Here is an 18,099-nt window from a genome sequence, read left to right on the forward strand (position 1 = left end):
TTTCAATCCATGCTACTGTCGTTTCATTGCCATCCCCGGCATTTGAGAAAAGAATCATTTGATTGTCATCGTATTTGATAGTTGTTGTAGATGTTTCCCCGTGAATAATTTTTATAAGCATTCCGTTTTCAAAAATCAAACTGGTTCTTCCATTTTCATTTCCTTTTCTATTATAGTTTTTTACCGAGATAGGTTGTTGATCTTTATTGAACTCAATCTTTTTTAAAAGTATTTTTTTGCCATTGGGTTCTGGAAAATAGGTTTCGATGCTTTTCAACCTTGTAAATTTTTGCTCATACAACGGGGCATCTTCACCTTTATCGTCAGGAAACGGAATTGATAGGTTGCTTAAAAAAGCATTCATTGTTTTTCTTGATTTTTCGGTAACGTTATTCGCGTTTTCCAAAGAGGCAACTTCTTTTTTGTATTTTCTTGTGTTGGCAACATAAGATGATTCCTTGTGTACATTCATCTGTTCCGCTACAAATTCAGTAGCATAATGAGTTCCTTCTTTTGTTTGCACCTTATCTTCCAGATCTCCTCCCCAATAAGCAAATGCCTGGTAAGAGTTTTCAAAATCGCTTATATCTAACGTTTGTCCGTTTTCAAAAATGACATAAGTGTGTTGATCTATATATATTATTTGCAACGCATCTTTTCCAAAATTTTGAATTAACTCCTTTTCTTCAACATGATCATTATAACCTACAGTTGGATATTGGTAAACGTTAACTAAAACTAAGCATGGTTTTCCTGCTTGTATACGCAACGTATCAACGACCTTACTCTCTTCTGCTATTATTTGGTAAGCAGTAGTATCGACAGGAGCGATAATAATACTTTGCTGAGGGATTTTTTTTGCCGTTTTTTTATTCGGTTGAGTTTTTGAATTTTGTGAAAAGCCTGAAAGAGATAAAGCCAGAATAAAAATAACGGCTGGTAATTGTTTCATTTAGATGTGTTTGTTATTTAATGATATTGATGATTCTCTTTAGCGTTTCTCTGAGTATTATTTTCTCCTAAGGTTATTCATTCTACAGTATTCATGTTTATTGTTGTAGAATAGAAGAATGCTTTGGCTGGTTTGATAGGCCGCTCCGGAGAAAACATCAAATATATTCAAGCGAGTCCTAAAGGTTTTTATTGAAAAGCCTTTTGTTTAGTTTGATAGGACTGATTTTATAAAGGGCTGACTTACTTTTTTTAAAATATTGATTATAAAGTGCTTTTAAAAATTATTCTGTAATTTGAACGAAACATTTCATTCCTCTTATGGATGCAGAATATGCAAAGCTTCAGAAAGAAAATTTCTGGTTGCGTTTAACACCAACACATCGCGTAATCATTGGACTTACCGCAGGGGCACTGGTTTTTATTTTATTGAACGCGTTTCAGTTGAACGTGTTGCTTCGTCTTACATTTTCGTGGGATATATTTGCCGCCATGCTTATTGTGCTTAGCTGGACGGTGATCTTTGCACGATCCACGGCAAGAATCCGCGAATTTGCAAGGCGTGAAGATGGTAGTCGTTTGTATGTTTTTCTGCTTGTTTTGATATCGTCTTTCGCCAGCATGATTGCAGTGCTGATGCTCATTTTATCTAAAAGTGATTCTGATAAACATCACACCCTTTATTTGATCGCTACTATCGCCGGCATGCTTTTTTCGTGGATCATTGTTCATACAACTTTTACGTTTCATTATGCACACATGTATTATGATCACGATGACAACGATCCGCATTTGAAAGTTGGTGGACTCGATTTTCCATCCGAGAAAAAACCTGATTATTTAGATTTTGCCTACTTCGCATTTGTCATTGGAATGACCTTCCAGGTTTCGGATGTAGAGATCAGTAATCGTAAAATAAGAAGACTTGCTCTTGCGCATGGATTGATCTCTTTTGTACTCAATACGTTTGTAGTGGCGTTGACGGTGAACTTAATCGCCGGATTAAAGGGATAATTTGCTTAGTGTGCCTGGATTCTTTTCATAAAAACGTCTTTATATTTGTACCCGGGTCCGGCCTTACGACGAATAGGTCTATCAATCCGGAGCCATTCGAAAATTGTAAACCCTAAGCAGTAATGAAAAAGTTATTAATCGTACCCGCTTGCTTTTTGTCGGCAATGTTATTTGCTCAAAAAAGCAACAAATTTGATTTTAAAGTAGGATCTGAATATGACCTGCCACGTAAAACAACCGATCTGGCATTCATAGGCAACCAGAAAGATGGCATAGTAAATATCTCCTTAAAAAAGGAAGAATTGATTCTCGTGAGATTCAATCCTTCTACGCTTGAGAGAACAACAGAACAACGGATTGATCTTGATGCGACCAGAAATTTCAACAGTGAGATATTAACGGACTTTTACAACGGCAGTTACTATTGGATACATAGTGATTGGGACAAAAGCAGTGAAACAGAAATACTGTATTGCGACAAAGTTGATATTGCAAAAGGAAGAATTGCTGAAGCCAATACCAAATTGCTGGAGACAACGAAAATTGCCGGAACATCAGTTGCCAAAGGCTTCTACAACATGAAAACAACTGATAAGTATGGCTTTCAGTACGATGCTGCGCATAAAAAACTCTTGATTAGTTACCGTCTTCATCCCGAACAAAAAAACGATAAAAAGAACTATGATAAAATAGGCTTGAACGTGTTTGACGAAAACATGAAAAAAATATGGGGCGGCGAATTTACGATGCCTTACACAGAAGCTGTAATGGATAACCTGGATTTTTCTGTAGATGCTGAAGGCAATGCATACATGCTCACCAAAGTATATGCCAGCGATTCACGCAAAGAGGTTGATAAGGAAACGGGAAATCCTGGTTACCATTTCGAGATACTGAAATTTAGCAGGGACAGTAAAAAGCCCGCAATCATTCCGGTTGAGCTGGATAACTATTTTATTAAGCAAACCTCAATAACTGAAGATTCGCAACATGAACTGGTTGTGGCTTGCACATACAGTAAAAAATCAAAGGGCAACGGCACTGAAGGTGTGTTCCTGGCTAAAATAGATCCGAGTGGTAAATTGGTAGGCTATCAAAAAGGGTACTACCAGTTTCCTGCAGAAGAACTGAAAAAATTCGAATCGGCAAGAAGCAAAAGAAAAATCGACAAAGAAGAAAATTACGAAGCAAAGAATCTATCAGTTCGTGACATTATTTTAGACAAAGATGGTGGCATTTTCATTACGTGTGAAGAATACCAGGTGATAGAGACAAGTTATTACGATAACATGACCCACAGTTATCGCCGTTATATCACCTACTATTATGGAGATATTTTTGCATCTAAAATTGATGCTTCCGGTAACTTTCAATGGCTGAGAAAAATTCCAAAGAATCAAAAAGGTTCAGCAGGCAGAGGAACAATGAGTTTTAAATTGATCAACGATGCTTCAGGCTATTACTTCCTGTATCTTGACAATTTAAAGAACCTCAACCTGGCAGAGGATGAAACTCCAAAATACCATGTTGACGGTTACGGTGGCCAGGTGATGGTTACTAAAATTACTAATGATGGCGCTGTTTCAAAAGATCTGCTCTTCGATACAAGAGAAGAAGATATTATGATCTTTCCCGCAGATTTTTACAAGTTTAACAGCAATCAATTTATAGGCAGGGCGCGGTTGAAAAGGAGTCTTTTTCAGCCATTGCTGATAACTGTGAAGCCGGGTGAAGTAGTAAGCAGTAAATAAAATTTACAAAATAAAAAAGCAAACTTCTTTTAAAAGAGTTTGCTTTTTTATTTTGTAAACATTGGTAATGGATTGGAAGGATGTTTAAATAAATTCTTCGTAATCCTTTTGATAAGAAAAAAATGGAAACCTTTATTGGGCAATAGTTTCCGGATATTGCTGATTTCTTTTGAACTATAGCCAAATGTAATGAGGCCAAGCGAAACATCAATGTAATCCGCCTTGCGAAACACTTCTGCAGTTTTATATTCTCCTTTGTATGCGCTTTGTTTGTGATGCCAGTAAATCATTTGCATCAACTCATCAACAAATGCTTGCTTGTTTTCGCAGATCAAATAATTTTTAGCCTGCTCCATAGATGGTTGCAAATAGTCAATCGTGTTATTTGTCCAAATGCCAATATCGTGGAAAACAGCAGCCACAGAGTATTTCCATTCGTTCTCATGGCTGTTGTCAATCATTTTACAATTAAGAAATACGCGATATACATGGTTGCGATATTTCTCATAATCATTGCCAAGAACAGGGTAGAAGCTATTCAGTATATCTTCTATTAAATTATTTGTGTAAGTCATTGCTCGATTTTCTTGCGTTAAATGTAATCCACTGAGCCGGTAAAAGCAATGAGCAGCAGTGCTTCACTAACAGAATAAATGCAAATCAAGTCAGCAAAAACTTTTTTTTGATTGTGCCAACAATCCGGGAACTTAGTTGTAATGACAATGACACTAAAAAACCAAAAGAAATATGCAAAATGAAATCAAGGTGGCGGATTACGCTACCGATCCAAACATTGAGGCTCATACGAAAAGCTTCCTCAACTCATTGAACAGCGGCGACGGAAAACCGATGGAACAAATGACTCCTGGTGAAGCAAGGAGGGTTCTGGAAGGGGCACAAACATCAGTTACAGTGAATGTTTCCGGAATTGATGTAACGGAAAAAACGATCTCACAAGATGGCTTGTCTGTGAAAATGTATGTTATAAAGCCTGCGGGCAAAACAAGTGTATTACCGGTTTTCATGTTCTTTCACGGTGGAGGATGGGTGCTGGGTGATTTTCTTACGCATAAAAGATTTGTTCGCGACCTAGTAGTGTACTCGGGTGTGGCATGCGTATTTGTTGAATATACCCGTTCTCCGGAAGCTAAATATCCAGCCGCACTGAATGAATGTTATGCCGCTACGAAATGGGTAGCTGAACATGGCGCCGAAATAAATGTTGATGGTAAAAAACTGGCGGTTGTCGGCAACAGCGTGGGCGGCAATCTTACTGCGGCTACAGCTTTGATGGCAAAACAAAAAGGTGGTCCTGCATTGAAATTGCAATTGTTGTTCTGGCCGGTTACAAATGCCGACTTCGAGACAGGTTCTTACAACCAATATGCAACCCAAAGATTTCTTACAAAAAACATGATGATCTGGTTCTGGGACAACTATACCGGCGAACAACGAAATGACATACTTGCTTCTCCTCTTAAAGCAAGCCTTGACCAGTTGAAAGGACTTCCCCCTGCTTATGTACAAACCGCAGAAAACGATGTTTTGCGTGATGAAGGAGAAGCTTACGCAAGAAAAATGGACGAAGCAGGAGTGGATGTAACGCTGACAAGAGTGCAGGGCATGATCCATGATTTCGGACTGTTGAACCCGTTAGCGACCACTCCGGCGGTACAGGCAGCTTTGAGGTCAGCGGGTGCCGAGATCGCGAATGCGCTTAAATAGAAATTAAGAATTAGGAATTAAGAATTGTTTCTGTGTTGCAGGCGAATAAAAATATATAATCTCTACGCATTGTAAAAGTTGTCGAGGCCTTCGTTTCTCACGTGCATGTGACCTTCCAATTAAGAAAATTCAAACTAAAGAATCTTAATTCCTAATTCGATGTCGTTTAGTTAAGCAACTTTTCAATTACATGGTTGCTATGTCCAGGAAAGAAAGACTGCTTGTCATCGGGGCGAAGGAGGGATCTGTGTGATTGTTTACGCATAGTGTTCGTTAGTGAGGCCCAGATCCCTCGTTCCTTGGGATGACAAATGAGATGCTTTTGTTTTTTCAAACACCTTAAATAAACGACATTGAATTCCTAATTCTTAATTGTTCACAAATCCCCTCAGCTTCTTTGCATTATTAATCTTAATGCTCTTGCCTGAAGTCGTGATGATTTTTTCCTGTAACAGTTCCGTAAAGAATTTGAATACCGTTTCATAAGTGGAACCCGCATAAGAAGCAATGTCCTGGCGCGTAATGGCTACTGCAATAAATTTATCCTTATTCAATCCGAATATTTCCTGCATCTCCAACAGCAATTCTGCAATGCGACCCTTTACATCCATATGTGCGAGATTGCGCATGCGGCGCTCGGCTTTTTTCAATTCTGCTGCATACAACTGCATCATTTTATAAGTGAAAGAAGGATTGGTTTTAAATGTCGCTTCAAGAAAATCGTTTGTAATAAAGCATGCCTTACAATCTTCCAATGTTGTCGCTGAGATAGGATAAATATCATTGTCAACCAGGGCTCGATGCCCCAAAACATCACCGGCTTTTGCAAAGCGGATGATGAGCTCTTTATTGTCTACCCATTGTTTATGCACTTTTACAAAGCCCTCGTAAATAAAGTAAATGCCTTTTACGGCATCGCCTTCGGCGAAAATTGTTTCACCGCGTTTAAAGGAATAAGTGGTTTTCTTCACACTGATTGCGTCGCGCCATTCGGGCATGCAATGAATGCAGAGAAAGCAATTTTCTATATCACATTTAGATACTTGCATGGATCAATAATAAGTTTTTTTTGCAAGCAGATGACGCTGATTTAGCAGATGGGCGCTGATTTTTTTAATATTAATACCTGAATCATTGAATCATTGAGGAGTCGAATTAGTAAGAGGTCGATTTAATTTTACTGCTTCCTTAGCAGAAAGAAATCAGCGCCCATCTGCCAAATCAGCGTCATCTGCGTGCCATCAAATCTCAAATCAAAAAATGTTTACAAATCATCATAATCATGAAGATCTGCGTTCCGTTTCCTTTAAATGTTTTTCAATTTATATTTTTTAATAAAATAACGTCTAATTTTGCTTAAAAATATTGCTTATGCAATATTTTTGTAAAAAATACGATTAATGAAAAGTGACAGTATACCTGTAGCGCCATCGCTAAACGTACCCTATGGAAAACAAAAAAAGCTTAAGACTGAAGTAGTTAACAAACGTGTTTTGTACCTTGCTGTTCAGGCAATTGTAAATGCCGTCATCATTGGATTAATTGCACGTCTCCTCGTTTACCTGATCAATTTTGTAACCAACATCGCTTTCTACGGAAAGTGGTCTATCCAACCCGCTTCTCCTGCAGGACATCATTTGGGAATGGCTGTGTTGCTCGTTCCTATTATCGGCAGCATCATTGTTGGTATAATGGCCCGTTACGGATCAAAAGCCATTCGTGGCCATGGCATCCCCGAGGCAATGGAAAAAATTATTCTTGAGGAGAGCCGTATTCCGCCAATCATTACTTTTCTGAAACCTTTATCCGCCGCCATTTCAATCGGTACCGGTGGTCCTTTTGGCGCCGAAGGTCCGATCATCGCAACTGGTGGTGCATTCGGTTCTGTTACAGGTCAATGGATGCACATTTCATCTACGGAAAGAAAGATCATTCTGGCTGCCGGAGCTTGTGCTGGTATGTCAGCCATCTTCGGAAGCCCGCTGGCAGCCGTTTTGCTGGCTATCGAATTGCTGTTGTTTGAATTTTCTCCAAGATCAATCATCCCCGTAACGCTTGCCTGTATCACAGGTGCGGGCATGCACATACTTTTATTTGAGAGCAGACCGGTGTTTGAAATGCCAAACATTCCTGCTCCGTCAGACACTGCATTGATCGTGTACGTTGTCTTTGGCCTGATCGTTGGAGTTGTTGCCAGTTTTGTTTCGAAGTCTGTGTATGCAGTGGAAGATCTGTTTGAGAAATTGCCCATCCACTGGATGTGGTGGCCGGCGATCGGCGCTGTGGCGGTAGGTGTTGTAGGATATTTTGCCCCTGTTACAATGGGCGTTGGTTATAGCAATATTCAAAATTTATTAACTGGCAGCTTGCCTTTGCAAATGTTGCTGGTATTGTGCTTCCTTAAATATATATCATGGGTTATTGCGCTGGGCAGCGGTACTTCCGGTGGTACACTTGCGCCATTGTTTACCATTGGAGGTGCGCTCGGTGCATTGTTGGGCACTTATGCATTGCAACTGTTTCCTTCATTGGGTATTAACGTGGCAACCGCTGCATTGATCGGCATGGCAGCTATGTTTGCAGGTGCGTCACGTGCATTGCTAACATCCATTGTGTTTGCACTGGAAACAACTGGGCAAAGCAATGGATTGCTTCCGTTGATCGCGGCTTGTATTGCGGCGTACGCAATCTCTTTCTTTATGATGAAAGAAAGTATAATGACGGAAAAGATCCACAGAAGGGGGGTAAAAACGCCCAATGCTTACGAGCCTGATGTGTTGCAGCAAACGAAGGTTCAGGTGCTCATGTCTCCGGCTCTGCAAGACCACCGCGGTAATTTTTATGTGCATATGTCGGATGATATAGCGGTTGCTGCGGAGATAATGGGTAAGTACAACACTGACTCTTTGATTGTTTTAAACGATAACGACGTCGCTGAGGGAATCATTACATCCCGCGCAATCCTGCAATTCTACAGCAAGGAAAGAGCAAAGACTCATCGCTACGAGTCGCCGGCAAGAACCAGAAGGATTATGGTGAGAGGAAGGAAGCTGTTTCTCAGGAACTAGGAATTAGAAATTCATTCTGTGTAACATAACGAAGATGGCCTTTATCACTATATTGTAAAAGGCATCGACAAGCACAACTGACAAACTGTTACGCTGTCAGTTGTGTTTGTCGATGCCTTCTCGTTCTTTAAGACAGACAAATATTCATAACGAAACGGAGACCTTAGGAATTCCTAATTTCTAGCTCCTAATTCCTAACTCCTGTATCTCCGTACCGCTTCTTCCATTTTCGCATGTACAATTTCCTTCAGTTTCGAAACATCATGGTGTGTCATGCCTGCGACCTCAACCGACTCTAAGAGTATGGCGCGGCAAATGCCCGGTGTAAATGAAAATACGCTGCTGTGGTGTAATCTTTTCACCGTATCAGGAAAGATCAACGGTTGAATAGGCGTTTGCGTTTCGATGGCAATACGGAATGCTCCATCGTAAAATGATTTTAGCGGCTGCGCAGTTTCGTTAAAAGTGCCTTCGGGAAAAATAAAGATCGACACCCCGAAACGAATGAATTGCTTCAAGGTGCGAACGCTTCTGGCACGATTCTTTGCACTGCTGCGGTCAACCATAACCGCTGCATTTCGATATAAAAAGCCAAATAACGGAATCTTGCTCATTTCATATTTGCCCAGCGGACGCACGGGCTCACGAATGATCTTTACGATCATCGGAATATCCAGATAGGAAATATGATTCGCTACAAACACACATGGCCGTTTTTCTGTTGACTTTGCTTCGTGGATTGTTTTGGGGTAAATGCCGATCAGCGTGAACCAGATGTCTGCCCATAGAGTACAGAGCCTGAACATCATGTTGCCGCCCTTTATTCTGCCAAAAAAAGAAGCAATGAAAAAGAATGGCATGAGCAATAGCAACAGGACAACAAAGAGCGCCATCGCGTAAAGTGAGTAAATAAGCTGGAAGGGTTTAATAATATACTTCATGTAAATTCCAGTAATAAAATCTAAACTTGGGTTTTCAAATATGCATTAATTGCAATTGCATTCAAAATCGTTATCCAGGTCAATGCAGGTCACAACTTTCGTGTCGGTTTCGCATTGGGCAAACACGATGCGCACGTGCTGTTGATCCTGTGTGTATCCTTCGAGTGCGTAAGTAGGGCAGGGCTGATCCTGCAGATTGCTTTTCTTATAATTGATGTTGCCTGTCTTCATGATGTCTTCCACTTCAGCTTGCGTGATGTGCCTGCATTTCATCCGGCATTTTGCATGTTGCGTGTAGTCAAGATAGCTGATTTTTCTGTTGAATCCGCGGCTGCGGGTAGTTTCGGGCTTGGCTTGAGGACCGTTATCGTCTGTTCTTTTGCCGTTATCATTCAAGCCGCGACAGGTACGAACAAAGAACAGCAATACAGCGAGTACGATTAAAAGGAAAAAGGGAACAAGCTTCTTTGTCATTATCGGAATTTAAACGGCCAAATCTAAAGCATTTTCTCTCAATGAGTTGAATTTCACGCAAAGACGCAAAGAGAAAATCCAAGGGCGCAAAGAATTTCACGCGGCCAACACGGCGGAGCGGCGAGGCGGCGGTAAGTATGAATATTCATTTTTTTTCTGCATGTAAATGTTAACAACAGTAAAGCAAGAAAATGCTAGTGAATTCATATCATCAACCATGCTTTGCGTCGCTGCTCCGCTGCGTTCGCTGCGAGAAACAAATCTCTGTGTGAAATTCTTTGCGTTCTTGGCTTTTATCTTTGCGCTTTTGCGTGAAACCGTTGCGCTTTTGCGTGAAATCCCCTTTTGCTTATCTTTGCGCCCTTATGTCAGCAAGTAAATCAGTCGCATTTCACACATTGGGTTGTAAACTAAACTTTTCTGAAACCTCTTCTATTTCACGAATGATGGAGAATGAAGGTTTTGTGAAGAAGGAATTCGACGACATTGCCGATGTTTACGTGATCAACACCTGTTCCGTAACCGATAATGCTGACAAAGAATGCCGCCAGATCGTGCGTCGCATTCAGCGCAAATCTCCTGAAAGCCTGGTTATTATCACCGGCTGTTATGCACAATTGAAACCCAAAGAAATTTCTGAAATTCCGGGCGTTGACCTTGTGCTGGGAGCTGCTGAAAAATTCAATATTGCCAAGCATATTGCGGAACTCAGCAAAGGCGATTCTGCCAAAATCTCCAGTTGCGATATTGAAGAAGTTACCGGTTTCAATTCTTCTTTTTCTATAAACGATCGTACACGTACTTTCCTTAAAGTGCAGGACGGTTGTGATTATACCTGCTCATTTTGTACTATACCAATGGCCCGCGGTAAAAGCCGTAGTGATAGTATAGCAAATGTGATCCGCAATGCGGAAGAACTGGCTGCTAATGGTGTAAAAGAGATCGTGCTTACAGGTGTGAACCTCGGCGATTTTGGTAAAGGTCCGGATGGCAATAAAAAAAACGAAGAAAGCTTTTTTGATCTGGTACAGGCGCTTGATAAAGTGGAAGGTATTCAGCGCTACAGGATCTCATCTATTGAGCCTAATTTGCTGACAAATGACATCATCACGTTTGTGGCAAACAGCGATAAGTTCATGCCGCACTTTCATATTCCATTGCAAAGCGGTAGCAATAAAACACTGGGTCAAATGCGTCGCCGCTACAAACGAGAATTGTACGCGGAACGAGTGCATCTTATTAAAACATTGATGCCGCATTGCGCGATTGGTGTGGATGTGATCGTGGGCTTCCCAGGCGAGACTGGCGAAGATTTTAAAGAAACATTTGATTTCCTGCATTCTCTTGATGTGTCATATTTGCACGTGTTCACTTACTCCGAACGCGACAATACACACGCACTTACTATAAACCCCGTTGTTCCTGTCAATGTGAGATATGAGCGTAATAAAACCTTGCGCAATCTGTCTTACATGAAAATGCAATACTTCACCGAACAACATGCCGGTCAAACAAGAAAAGTATTATTTGAGGGCCACGAAAAGAACGGCATGATGGAAGGCTATACCGACAACTACATCAAGATTTCTGCACCGTTTAATGCTGAGTGGGTGAATGGGATTGTTGACTGGAAAGTCTAGATGACGAATTTGAAAATTTGAAAATTTGAAAATGCTTCAGGTGCGTCTTCGCAAGTGATCTTCATTGTTCTTGCAATGCAAAAATGATTTAAATTAATAATGACACCTGCACAGACTGAATTTTCAAATCTTCAAATTCCCACATTTTCAAATTATTCTCTTGGCTTGACCTGGGAATATATCACTGTATCTTCAAACACACCCTCCAGACTGAGTTTGTTTTCTTTAAAGTAGGCGTCGCGTGTGAAGCCCTTCTTTTCCAGCAATTTTGCAGATGGTATATTATTGGGGTGAATAGTTGCTTCGATGGAATGTAAATTCATTTTTTCGTAACCATATTTTACCACAGCGTCAAAGGCTTCCTGTACTATTCCTTGCCGGTGGTATTTGCCGTTAAGCATGTAACCGATCTCGGCACGATAATCTTCTTTGTACAGATTTACAAAACCTATCATGCCCAGGAGAAACGGATTGTTTTTTAGAAATATACCCCAGTTGATGCCTTCATTGCTTTTCCTTCTTCTGGCGATTAATTCTATCAGACTAGTAACGTCCTGCAGGTTGGTAGCAACCGGACGGGAAATGTATTTCATCAATTCTTTATCCCTCCTTATTTCAAACAAGGCTTCTGCATCATTGGCTGTGATTTCTTTCAGCTCCAATCGTTCAGTAACGAGCACGGGAAATGGCTCGAAGTTTACCTGCATCATGGTGTGAAGGTTTTGTGAGATGCAATGTAAGAAAAGGGGGAGAGATGCGATGCATCTTTTTTCCACAGAGGCACGGAATGCACTGAGTTTTATGAAGAGAAATTAACGTAAACCTTAGTAAAGCTCAGTGCCTTCTGTGCCTCTGTGGCAGATATTATAAAGCCGGCATCATGTGCGTTGCTATGCCAATCCTGTTCCATGCATTGATGATAATGATTGCCATGATCAGCTGGCCGATTGTTTTATCGTCAAAATATTTTGCTGCCTCCGCATAAGTTGCGTCGGAAACATGCTGATGGATTAAAGTCACTTCTTCCGTTAGTGCAAGGATAGCTCTTTCTTCAGGAGAGAAAAACGGCGTGTCGCGCCACACGGAAAGTGCATAAATCCTTTGCTCTGTTTCGCCGAGTTTGCGGGCATCTTTGGTGTGCTTGTCAATACAATAAGAACAACCGTTGATTTGCGAAGCCCTTATCTTGATCATCTCTTTGTGCAGCGGAGCAATATTAGTGGTCGCTAAAAATTTATCGAACTCGATCATTGCCTTGTACGCTTCCGGATTTGTTTCGTTCATTTTGATTCTTGTGCTCATGAGTAAGTTTTTTACTTACACAAAGGTGGGGCAGTTGGGAATTTGAAAAACTTGAAGTAGTTCAAGAAATGGAAAATTGAAAGTTGAAAGTTGAATTGCTGTGGATCAGGAAAGCCTAATTGAATTAGAACAATCATTTTCAATTTTCAAATTATTTCCCCGCTCTTATCTTACTCAAAAACTCCGCCGAGAATCCCAGGTACGACGCGAGCATGTACTGCGGAATGCGTTGAATAAATTCAGGAAACAAATTGCTGAAATGGAGATAGCGTTCTTTGCCAGTCATACCGTAAATATACCGGATACGCATTTGCGAAGCGGCGTATGCTTTTTGAATAATAATGCGAAAATAGCGCTCCATTTGCGGAAGCTTTTGAAACATTTCATCCTGCATATTTCTTCTTACGATCAACACTTCGGTTGGTTCGATCGCTTGAATAAAAAAAGACGCGGGCCTGCCTGTTTCATAACTCATGTAATCGCTCAGCCACCAGTTTTCAATAGCAAATTGAGTTATTTGCTCGGCTTTCAATTCATTTAAAAAATAGGAGCGAAGACATCCTTTCAAAACAAAATAATTGCCTGAGCAAACCCGGCCTTCTTTTACCAGCAGTTCTTTTTTCTTTACCGTAGCAATCTCAACGAACTCCAACAAAATGTTGGCTTCGGCATTGGAAAGCGGAACAAATTTTCTGACGTGATCAATAAAAGCAGCGGGCATTTGTTGAGTTTATTGCTTAAGAATATCAACGTGGATTTTCATGATTGTCATGATTTGTTAAGATCTTTTGATTTGGGATTAAAACTTCAGATTATTGGCGGAGAAACCCTGTTGAAAAATCTCACCCAAAATTTCAAATCATAACGAATCTTCATCACTCTAAAATCTGCGTTCCTCCCCCAAAAAAAGGTAATTGCGAAGGTCAGAAATAAATTTTCTACCCTGTTCGTTTTGGCTATTTTTCATTTAACTTTAGTGTTCACCAAAGAAAAAGGAGGTATTCATGCAATCTACAGATAAATCATGGACGCCTTCGGTTATTATCGCGTAACCGGGCTTTCTCCATAAAAATAATCTGCTGACCTTGGGTCAGAAGCCTTTCGCTTGCGGAGGGCTTTTTTATTTTTAACCGCAAAGGGCGCAAAGGATGCGCAAAGAGAACGAAGGGTTTCTAATCGAATACGTTTTGCCTAAAAGAAGAAAGGAGTGTTTATGCTTCTATCAATCTCTCTTGCTGTTCTCCAATGTTGTAAAAGCTTTGCGTTCTTTGCGCAACCTTTGAGTTCTTTGCGGTTTAAAAAAAGATCACACTTTAACCAATTTCCACTTTCCTCTTGTAAATACGATCACGGAAATCACGGTCATTAGGCTTTCTGCAATGGGTATTGCCGCGAACACACCTTTGGGACCAAGCTTCCAATAGATGGCCATTAAATAAGCTATGGGTATTTGAAAAAGCCAGAAACCAAACAGGTTAATAACAGTTGGTGTTCTTGTGTCTCCGGCGCCGTTGAAGGCATTCATCATTACCATGCCAACTCCATAAAAAATATATCCTGTGCTCACAATTGTTATTGCGTTGATCGCGACTTTTTCCGCGATCGGATCATCATTCAAAAATCGCACGATATTAGTACCCCACGCAAAGAAAAGTAGCGTGACCATCAACATGAAAATAGCATTATAGAGTGCGGTTTGCCAGACACTTTTTTCGGCACGGTCCAATTGTTTGGCGCCAAGATTTTGCCCCACTAGTGTTGCAGCTGCATTGCTCAATCCCCAGGCGGGCAGAATGAAGAACGTGATGATGCGCAATGCTACCTGGTAGCCTGCCATCACATCCTTACCAAATTCAGAAACAATTCTTGCGAGGAATATCCAACTCGCAGAACCGATCAGGAACTGTAAAGTGCCCGTCCAGGCAATGTTGAACAATGATCTGATCATTTTGAAATCAGGAATAAAATGTTCCTTATAAATTTTCAACACACCATTTCCTTTAAACAAATGGTACAATTGATATACTACACCGATGCCGCGTCCGCATGTGGTAGCAATCGCCGCGCCTTTAAGACCCAATTCAGGGAAAGGTCCCCAGCCTTTGATCAACGCAGGACAAAGGAGGATGTTGCAAATGTTTGCGATCCACAGGCTTTTCATGGCTATTGCCGCATCACCAGCTCCACGAAATACACCGTTTATAAGGTAGAGCAACATCACGAAAATGCTACCGCCAAAAACGATTCTTGTGTATATGGCGCCGTTTTCAACCACCTGCTGATCCGCGCCCATCAGCGACAGGATATTATGAGAGAAGATAATTCCAAGTATACTAATAACAAGTGTAAAAGCCAATGCAAGCAATACAGATTGAATGGCCGATTTTGCCGCAGCCTCCGGATTTTTCTCGCCAATACGTCTTGCTACCGTTGCTGTTGCCGCCATGCTTAAGCCGATAGCCACGGAGTATACAATAGTTAAAACCGACTCTGTTAAACCAACGGTTGCGACAGCGCCATTGCCGAGTTTGCCCACAAAGTAAATGTCTACAATGGCAAACACTGACTCCATCATCATTTCAAGGATCATGGGAATCGCCAGCAAAAGCACCGCCTTGCTTATATTTCCTTTTGTATAATCCTGCGGAGGTCCGTCAATAGCGAGTTTTAGAAAAGATATAGAACGTGCAAAAAAACCTTTATGCGTCATGGAGAATTAATAATTAATAGTTATTGCACCATACGTACAATGCAAGCTGCCGTACCATCGAATTTTTGAGGATAACATTCAACAACGAATGTAGCCCTCTTAATTATTAATTCTTAATTATTAATTGTTTTCTCCCCTGTGGTTCAATTTTTGCATAGCAGCTAAATCAAAATAACTACATTCATTGTATGAGAAGAATTGCCCTATTACTATTTACCGTACTAGCCATTACCAGTTGCGACGAAAATTCAGGTTCAAAGAAAAAATCCAAACACAATAATCAAAATAAAGATACAGCCAAAAGTACTATCCAACCGGACTTTGATAAATACTTGGCGTCATTGTCCACAATCCCTTTGCCTTTTAAGAATTCAACCATTGCTGGCTGCATTAAATCGTATTCAAAAAATTATGACAAAGCCGGTTTTATTAAATTCAAACATGCATGGACGACGCAACCCATCGGCGTTTTATACAGAACAGATAAGTACGTGGTGACTATGGAAACTTCTGTTGGTGAAGATGGCCAGGTGCCTTATATCAATTCCTATGATAAGAAGGGGAACAAAATTGATTCACTGGCGCCGTACAAAAAAACAGGCTTCGATATGGGATATGAAAGCGTAGAATATTTAATGGTGGGTGCAGACAAAATGATTAGCGTAATCGATTCTACAAAAAGATGGAAACTGAACAAGGATAAAACAGATATTATCAAGAATACAATGAAACTTTCTGTTGATACGACTTTGTTTATTGTGACAAAAGACGGAAGGATAAACAAACGGTGATTTGTATGCGAATAACTGAATAACTCAATTATTCAGTTAATAAAAAAGCCACAGCTTTTTTGCTGCGGCCTAGTTAAAGAATATACCTTATTGAGTTATGGTTAATGGACCAAATTAGCTACGCCATGTATGGATAATAAAACACAATAACTAAAAGCCATTAATACAGATGCCAGCATTACTAACTTAGAAACAAGTTTCCATGCCGGAATCTCTTTGTAAACATTTTGAGGGCGCAATGTAATTGTTGTCATAGGTATTGTTTTAGGATGATAAGATAAAGGACAATTCAAACTTACTCATAAGATTTTGTGCTTGCAATAAGAGTTTTACCTTATTTTAATAGTAATATTACCATGCGGCTTTCACCAGAAATGGGTAAAAAATTGGCAAAGTAATTGCCTTAGAGCCATCTGCCTTAATTTTGAAACCATTAGCATTAATAAAAGCAACAAAACGAAGCCTATGTCTAACATTTTGATCATCGATGATGAAAAGGCCATACGGAAAACCTTAGGCGAAATTCTTTCTTACGAAGGATACAAGATTGAAGAAGCGATGGACGGCGAAGAGGGCTTGAAAAAATTTAAGGAAAAGCCTTTCGACGTTGTTCTTTGCGATATTAAAATGCCCAAGATCGATGGCATTGAGTTTCTCGAAAAAGCAAGGGAAATAAATACAGATGTTCCTATCATAATGATCTCTGGTCACGGCAATATAGAGACTGCAGTTGAAGCTGTGAAAAAAGGTGCGTTTGATTATATTTCCAAGCCACCGGATCTGAACAGGTTGCTTATTACGATTCGCAATGCGATGGATAAAACTTCTCTGGTTACTGAAACCAAAGTGCTGAAACGGAAGGTGAGCAAGGTGCAGGAAATCATTGGAGACGCTGCGCCCATTCAACGTATAAAGGACACAATCGATAAAGTGGCACCAACAGAGGCCCGTGTACTTATCACAGGTGAAAACGGAGTGGGTAAAGAACTGGTGGCAAGATGGCTGCATGAAAAAAGCAACCGTGCTTCCGGCCCTTTGGTAGAAGTAAACTGCGCTGCTATCCCCGGAGAGTTGATCGAAAGTGAATTGTTTGGTCACGAAAAAGGTTCATTTACTTCCGCCATCAAACAGCGCATAGGAAAGTTTGAGCAGGCGCAAGGCGGTACGCTCTTCCTGGATGAAATAGGAGATATGAGTCTTAGCGCACAGGCAAAAGTATTGCGTGCCTTGCAGGAAGCAAAAATTACCCGCGTAGGTGGGGATAAAGAAATTTCAGTTGACGTACGTGTGATCGCGGCGACCAACAAGGATTTGCTGAAAGAAGTGGAAGAGAAAAATTTCCGTCTCGACTTGTACCATCGTTTGAGTGTCATTCTCATTCATGTTCCTTCACTGAACGAGAGACGTGATGACATTCCTCTCTTAACTGATAAGTTTCTCGAAGACATTTGCGCCGACTATGGTATCGCAAAAAAAGCCATTGACAAGGAAGCGCTTGACGAATTAAAGAACTACAACTGGAGCGGTAACATCCGCGAATTAAGAAACGTTGTAGAGCGCCTTGTTATTCTTTCCGGTAAAACAATTACGAGGGAAGATGTGGTGAATAATGTGGTGCCGAGGAGGTAATTAATAATTAACAATTAATAGGTGCTTCAGCAATAATCGAAGCACGATTGATTTTACGTTCAACAATTAATAGAGCCACATTCTTGAGTGAATGCGGCTCTAT

At 40.5% G+C, this 18,099-nt stretch carries 16 protein-coding genes; 7 read left to right on the forward strand and 9 right to left on the reverse strand.

The annotated features are described in order from the left end of the window. On the reverse strand, window positions 1–952 hold a 952-nt coding region (locus QJ048_RS11280; protein WP_282334455.1), incomplete at its 3' end, for a hypothetical protein. 320 nt (window positions 953–1,272) lie between these two features. On the opposite strand from QJ048_RS11280, the gene QJ048_RS11285 reads away from it, so the two are divergent. Then, window positions 1,273–1,965 (forward strand): DUF1345 domain-containing protein, encoded by a 693-nt coding sequence (locus QJ048_RS11285; protein WP_282334456.1) that lies wholly within the window; start codon window positions 1,273–1,275, stop codon window positions 1,963–1,965. Window positions 1,966–2,087: 122 nt separating this feature from the next. Continuing rightward, window positions 2,088–3,716: a hypothetical protein gene (locus tag QJ048_RS11290; RefSeq protein ID WP_282334457.1), complete on the forward strand. Its 1,629-nt coding sequence runs from the start codon at window positions 2,088–2,090 to the stop codon at window positions 3,714–3,716. A gap of 47 nt (window positions 3,717–3,763) precedes the next feature. Here the strand turns inward: QJ048_RS11290 and QJ048_RS11295 are convergent, their stop codons facing one another. Continuing rightward, on the reverse strand, window positions 3,764–4,291 hold the full coding sequence (locus QJ048_RS11295) for an HD domain-containing protein (protein WP_282334458.1): 528 nt from the start codon (window positions 4,289–4,291) through the stop codon (window positions 3,764–3,766). 172 nt (window positions 4,292–4,463) lie between these two features. Here QJ048_RS11295 and QJ048_RS11300 point away from each other — a divergent pair, with 172 nt between their 5' ends. Beyond that, entirely contained in the window at window positions 4,464–5,441 is a 978-nt protein-coding gene (locus tag QJ048_RS11300; protein ID WP_282334459.1) for an alpha/beta hydrolase, read from the forward strand. Between the two features lie 368 nt (window positions 5,442–5,809). Here the strand turns inward: QJ048_RS11300 and QJ048_RS11305 are convergent, their stop codons facing one another. Then, window positions 5,810–6,490, reverse strand: a complete 681-nt coding sequence (locus QJ048_RS11305; protein ID WP_282334460.1) for a Crp/Fnr family transcriptional regulator — start codon at window positions 6,488–6,490, stop codon at window positions 5,810–5,812. A gap of 351 nt (window positions 6,491–6,841) precedes the next feature. On the opposite strand from QJ048_RS11305, the gene QJ048_RS11310 reads away from it, so the two are divergent. Next, window positions 6,842–8,509, forward strand: a complete 1,668-nt coding sequence (locus QJ048_RS11310) for a chloride channel protein (RefSeq protein WP_282334461.1) — start codon at window positions 6,842–6,844, stop codon at window positions 8,507–8,509. A gap of 194 nt (window positions 8,510–8,703) precedes the next feature. Here the strand turns inward: QJ048_RS11310 and QJ048_RS11315 are convergent, their stop codons facing one another. Beyond that, a complete protein-coding gene (locus QJ048_RS11315) occupies window positions 8,704–9,450 on the reverse strand; it encodes a lysophospholipid acyltransferase family protein (RefSeq protein WP_282334462.1) in 747 nt (248 codons plus the stop codon). A gap of 45 nt (window positions 9,451–9,495) precedes the next feature. Next, the gene (locus QJ048_RS11320) at window positions 9,496–9,924 is read right to left on the reverse strand and encodes a DUF4258 domain-containing protein (RefSeq protein ID WP_282334463.1); all 429 of its coding nucleotides are present in this window, start codon (window positions 9,922–9,924) and stop codon (window positions 9,496–9,498) included. 365 nt (window positions 9,925–10,289) lie between these two features. On the opposite strand from QJ048_RS11320, the gene mtaB reads away from it, so the two are divergent. Beyond that, entirely contained in the window at window positions 10,290–11,564 is a 1,275-nt protein-coding gene (gene mtaB, locus QJ048_RS11325; RefSeq protein ID WP_282334464.1) for a tRNA (N(6)-L-threonylcarbamoyladenosine(37)-C(2))-methylthiotransferase MtaB, read from the forward strand. A gap of 152 nt (window positions 11,565–11,716) precedes the next feature. Here mtaB and QJ048_RS11330 read toward each other — a convergent pair whose 3' ends face one another. The 4 genes from QJ048_RS11330 to QJ048_RS11345 form a co-directional block, all read right to left on the reverse strand. Beyond that, window positions 11,717–12,274, reverse strand: coding sequence for a GNAT family N-acetyltransferase (locus tag QJ048_RS11330; RefSeq protein WP_282334465.1), 558 nt, complete (start codon window positions 12,272–12,274; stop codon window positions 11,717–11,719). Between the two features lie 154 nt (window positions 12,275–12,428). Next, window positions 12,429–12,866 (reverse strand): carboxymuconolactone decarboxylase family protein, encoded by a 438-nt coding sequence (locus QJ048_RS11335; protein ID WP_282334466.1) that lies wholly within the window; start codon window positions 12,864–12,866, stop codon window positions 12,429–12,431. A 151-nt stretch (window positions 12,867–13,017) separates the two neighbouring features. Next, window positions 13,018–13,587, reverse strand: coding sequence for a Crp/Fnr family transcriptional regulator (locus tag QJ048_RS11340; RefSeq protein ID WP_282334467.1), 570 nt, complete (start codon window positions 13,585–13,587; stop codon window positions 13,018–13,020). Between the two features lie 585 nt (window positions 13,588–14,172). Further along, window positions 14,173–15,576, reverse strand: a complete 1,404-nt coding sequence (locus tag QJ048_RS11345) for an MATE family efflux transporter (RefSeq protein WP_282334468.1) — start codon at window positions 15,574–15,576, stop codon at window positions 14,173–14,175. 188 nt (window positions 15,577–15,764) lie between these two features. Between QJ048_RS11345 and QJ048_RS11350 the strand changes: the two genes are divergently transcribed. Together QJ048_RS11350 and QJ048_RS11355 are read left to right on the forward strand one after the other, a co-directional pair. Then, window positions 15,765–16,367 (forward strand): hypothetical protein, encoded by a 603-nt coding sequence (locus QJ048_RS11350; RefSeq protein ID WP_282334469.1) that lies wholly within the window; start codon window positions 15,765–15,767, stop codon window positions 16,365–16,367. Between the two features lie 465 nt (window positions 16,368–16,832). Then, window positions 16,833–17,996 carry a sigma-54-dependent transcriptional regulator gene (locus tag QJ048_RS11355; RefSeq protein ID WP_282334470.1) on the forward strand — a complete coding sequence of 388 codons (1,164 nt, stop codon included), beginning with the start codon at window positions 16,833–16,835 and terminating at the stop codon, window positions 17,994–17,996. The last annotated feature ends 103 nt before the right edge of the window (window positions 17,997–18,099 follow it).

The sequence above is a fragment of the Pinibacter soli genome (assembly GCF_029961145.1).
Taxonomy (GTDB): domain Bacteria; phylum Bacteroidota; class Bacteroidia; order Chitinophagales; family Chitinophagaceae; genus Pinibacter; species Pinibacter soli.

Excerpts from the sequence above, each read along its gene's own strand:
- QJ048_RS11295 (WP_282334458.1), bottom strand. The coding sequence starts at position 4,291 with ATGACTTACACAAATAATTTAATAGAAGATATACTGAATAGCTTCTAC.
- QJ048_RS11300 (WP_282334459.1), top strand. The coding sequence starts at position 4,464 with ATGCAAAATGAAATCAAGGTGGCGGATTACGCTACCGATCCAAACATT.
- QJ048_RS11350 (WP_282334469.1), top strand. The coding sequence starts at position 15,765 with ATGAGAAGAATTGCCCTATTACTATTTACCGTACTAGCCATTACCAGT.
- QJ048_RS11345 (WP_282334468.1), bottom strand. The coding sequence starts at position 15,576 with ATGACGCATAAAGGTTTTTTTGCACGTTCTATATCTTTTCTAAAACTC.
- QJ048_RS11340 (WP_282334467.1), bottom strand. The coding sequence starts at position 13,587 with ATGCCCGCTGCTTTTATTGATCACGTCAGAAAATTTGTTCCGCTTTCC.
- QJ048_RS11335 (WP_282334466.1), bottom strand. The coding sequence starts at position 12,866 with ATGAGCACAAGAATCAAAATGAACGAAACAAATCCGGAAGCGTACAAG.
- QJ048_RS11315 (WP_282334462.1), bottom strand. The coding sequence starts at position 9,450 with ATGAAGTATATTATTAAACCCTTCCAGCTTATTTACTCACTTTACGCG.
- QJ048_RS11320 (WP_282334463.1), bottom strand. The coding sequence starts at position 9,924 with ATGACAAAGAAGCTTGTTCCCTTTTTCCTTTTAATCGTACTCGCTGTA.
- QJ048_RS11310 (WP_282334461.1), top strand. The coding sequence starts at position 6,842 with ATGAAAAGTGACAGTATACCTGTAGCGCCATCGCTAAACGTACCCTAT.
- QJ048_RS11305 (WP_282334460.1), bottom strand. The coding sequence starts at position 6,490 with ATGCAAGTATCTAAATGTGATATAGAAAATTGCTTTCTCTGCATTCAT.
- QJ048_RS11355 (WP_282334470.1), top strand. The coding sequence starts at position 16,833 with ATGTCTAACATTTTGATCATCGATGATGAAAAGGCCATACGGAAAACC.
- QJ048_RS11290 (WP_282334457.1), top strand. The coding sequence starts at position 2,088 with ATGAAAAAGTTATTAATCGTACCCGCTTGCTTTTTGTCGGCAATGTTA.
- QJ048_RS11285 (WP_282334456.1), top strand. The coding sequence starts at position 1,273 with ATGGATGCAGAATATGCAAAGCTTCAGAAAGAAAATTTCTGGTTGCGT.
- mtaB (WP_282334464.1), top strand. The coding sequence starts at position 10,290 with ATGTCAGCAAGTAAATCAGTCGCATTTCACACATTGGGTTGTAAACTA.
- QJ048_RS11330 (WP_282334465.1), bottom strand. The coding sequence starts at position 12,274 with ATGATGCAGGTAAACTTCGAGCCATTTCCCGTGCTCGTTACTGAACGA.